Annotated in this window: 2 protein-coding genes and 1 pseudogene; all 3 read left to right on the top strand. The window is 75.6% G+C overall.

Annotation, left to right across the window (positions count from 1 at the left end; all coding sequences use genetic code 11):
• Positions 1–344, top strand: a pseudogene (locus ACFV61_RS24045) (serine/threonine protein kinase); the annotation flags it as partial.
• Positions 341–1,942: a protein kinase gene (locus ACFV61_RS24040; RefSeq protein ID WP_380493801.1), complete on the top strand. Its 1,602-nt coding sequence runs from the start codon at positions 341–343 to the stop codon at positions 1,940–1,942. The pseudogene ACFV61_RS24045 and the gene ACFV61_RS24040, both read left to right, overlap by 4 nt.
• Before the next feature lie 91 nt (positions 1,943–2,033).
• Entirely contained in the window at positions 2,034–3,134 is a 1,101-nt protein-coding gene (locus ACFV61_RS24035; protein ID WP_380493799.1) for a calcium:proton antiporter, read from the top strand.
• Positions 3,135–3,216: the final 82 nt, after the last annotated feature.

Here is a 3,216-nt window from a genome sequence, read left to right as displayed (position 1 = left end):
CCGTCAACCCGTTCGCCCTCGACCCGACCGCCAAGTACTTCCTGGTGCTGCTCGCGCTCTGCGAGCCCCGGCTGCGCTCGCCCTCCGCCGCCGTCGTCCCCGGCGTGACGGACGTGCTGGCCCGGCTGCGCGCCCTGCCCTCCTGCCACGGGCTGACCCGCTCGGCGGTCAACTACCACATCGACTACCTGGTGTGGACGAAGCTGCGGCTGCGCGAGCCGTACGAGGACGGACCCGGCGGCGGCAAGCGCGAGGAACTCGCGGCCCTGGCACTGAAGTTCGACCTCGTCCGGGAGGAGCACCTGGCCCTGCTCCCGCCCCGGCGCCCGGTCGCCCGACCGTGAGGCCCGCCGGTCAGCCGCCCGCCGGTCAGCCGCCCGTCGAGCCGGTACCCGACGAGCCGGCGTCCGAGCAGCGGGTGCCGGAGAAGGACCAGCCCCTGCCGGAGCGGCAGTTCGAGGTGCCGGCCGGCTACCGGCTCGCGGGCTACCGCACCGGCGCCTACCTCGGGGCCGGTGCCTGGGGCAGCGTGTACGCGGCCGAAGGCCCCGACGGCACCCCGGCCGCCGTCAAACTGCTCAGCCCCGCCCGGCTCAGCCCCGGCCAGCGCCGGACCATGACGGAGGTCGCCCGCAGCGAGATGCGCTTCAGCCGCCGCGCGGACCACCCCCACCTGATCCGCACCCTCGCCGTGACGGTCGTCGACGACCCGGCCCACCCCGGCCTGGACGGCGCCGTCGCCCTGGTGATGGAACGCGCCGCCCGCAGCCTCCAGGACGTCCTCGCCGCCGCCCGCCCCGGCGCCCCGGTGCCTGGTGCCGAACGCGTCCTCGTCGAGGTCTGCGCCGGGCTCACCCACATGCACCGGGGCGGCTGGGTGCACGGGGATCTCAAACCGGCCAACATCCTGCTGATGGCCGACGGCACCGCCAAGATCGCGGACTTCGGCCTCACCGCCGAACTGGAGGGCACCCACGCCTACGCGCCGCCGCTCGGCTCGCCCGACCACGTCCCGCCCGAGTGGTGGTCCGAGCGCACCGGCGCGCGCGGCGTCGCGGTGCGCCCCAGCGCCGACATCTGGGCCTTCGGGGTGATCGCCCACCAGGTGCTCACCGGCGGCCTGCACCCGTTCCTCGGCGCCACCGCCCGGGCCCGCTCGCTGGCCGCCCAGGCGTACGCGCGCGGCGCGGCGCCGCTGCGGCTGGACGAGGCGCTGCCCGGGCCCTGGCGGGCCGTGGTCACCGCCTGCCTGGCCCCCGGGCGGGAGGAGCGGGCCCGCACCGACCTCGCCGCGATGGTCGCCGGGGCCGTCGCGCGTCCGGCCTGCCGCCGCGGCGCCGCCCTGCGGGCCGCCACCGGCCTGCTGGCCTGCGCCGCCACCGTCCTCGCCCTGACCGGGGCCCCCGAGCCGGAGGCTGCGGAGCAAGGCGCGACCGTACCCGCCGCGGGGTCGGCCGCCCACCCGGCCGCGCCCCCGCTGCCCGGCGCGATCCCGGCCGGCTCCGACGTCCCGGTGGCCTACCGCGGCATGATCGAGGACTCCGCCCGGCGCTGCCCCGAGCCCGAGATCACCCCGGTGCTGCTGGCCGCGATGCTCAAGGCCGAGAGCGGCTTCGACCCGAACGCGGCCCGCCCCGAGACCGGCGAGTACGGCATCGCCATGTGGACGCCCGCCGTCTTCGACGCCTGGGCGAAGGCCGCGGCCCACGACGGCCCCAAGTCCTACCTGGACCCGGGCGACGCGATCGCCGCGATGGGCAACTACGTCTGCTGGCTGGACCAGCAGCTCAAGCACCGGGGCTTCACCCGCGACCTGCCGGCCCTGGTCACCGCCGCCTACCGGACCAGCGACAAGACGGTGGCGGCCGCCGAAGGTGTCCCGGAACGGGTCCGCCCGCACGTCGACAAGGTGCTCCGGTACCTCGCCGACTACGGTGGGTGAGCGGGCAAAACGGGATGACCTGTACCACATCCCCCCGTATCCCGGCGCGGTCAGCCGGGTGGGCGGCCCCCGGTCTGGGATGCTCGGCGGCATGATCACGAAGCTCCGCGCGGCCACCGCGCAATGGACCGTCGTCGTTCCGGTGGTGTCGTTCGTCGTCCTCGCCCTGACCTGGCACCGGGTCCTGCCCGGTTGGGTGGTGGGCGTCGTCGCCTGCTTCCTGGCCGGCGCCGTGCTCGCCGCCGTGCACCACGCCGAGGTGATCGCACACCGGGTCGGGGAACCCTTCGGATCGCTCGTGCTCGCGGTGGCGGTCACCGTGATCGAGGTCGCGCTGATCGTGACGCTGATGGCCGACGGCGGCTCCAAGTCCGCCACCCTGGCCCGGGACACTGTGTTCGCCGCCGTGATGATCACCTGCAACGGCATCCTCGGTCTGTCCATCCTGGTCGCCGCGATCAAGTACCGGACCGCCGTCTTCAACGCCGAGGGCACCGGCGCCGCGCTCGCCTGCATCGGCACCCTCGCCACCCTCAGCCTGGTGCTGCCGACCTTCACCACCAGCTCCCCGGGCCCGCAGTTCTCCACCACCCAGCTGGTCTTCGCGGCCACCGCCTCGATCGTGCTGTACGGGCTGTTCGTGACCACCCTGACCTTCCGGCACCGGGACTACTTCCTGCCGGTCACCCCCGAGGGCCGGGTGCTCGACGAGGAGGACCACGCCGCGCCGCCGACCGCCAAGGCCGCCTGGATCAGCCTGCTGCTGCTCGGCGTGGCCCTGGTCTCCGTGGTCGGCCTCGCCAAGGGCGTCTCGCCGACCATCGAGCACGCCGTGGACGACGCCGGACTGCCGCACTCCGTCGTCGGCGTCGTGATCGCCCTGCTCGTCCTGCTGCCGGAGACCATCGCGGCGCTGCGCGCGGCCCTGCGCAACCGGGTGCAGACCAGCCTCAACCTGGCCCTCGGCTCGGCGCTCGCCAGCATCGGCCTGACCATCCCGGCCGTCGCGATCGCCTCCTCCTGGCTCTCCGGCCCGCTCGTCCTCGGCCTCGGCCCGGCGCACATGGTGCTGCTGACCCTGACCATCGTGCTCGGCACCCTGACGGTCATCCCGCGCCGGGCCACCCCGCTCCAGGGCGCCGTGCACCTCGCCGTGCTGGCCGCCTACGTGGTGCTGGCGCTCAACCCCTGACGCCGCCGCAGCAGTTCCCCAGAGCCCCGGGGGCCGCCCCCCCCCCCGGGGGGCGGGGGGCCCGGGGGGGCCCGGGGGGCGG

This window comes from Kitasatospora sp. NPDC059817 (assembly GCF_042731835.1).
Lineage (GTDB): Bacteria > Actinomycetota > Actinomycetes > Streptomycetales > Streptomycetaceae > Kitasatospora.
This window is presented reverse-complemented; position numbering and strand designations above follow the sequence as displayed.

Excerpts from the sequence above, each read along its gene's own strand:
- ACFV61_RS24035 (WP_380493799.1), top strand. The coding sequence starts at position 2,034 with ATGATCACGAAGCTCCGCGCGGCCACCGCGCAATGGACCGTCGTCGTT.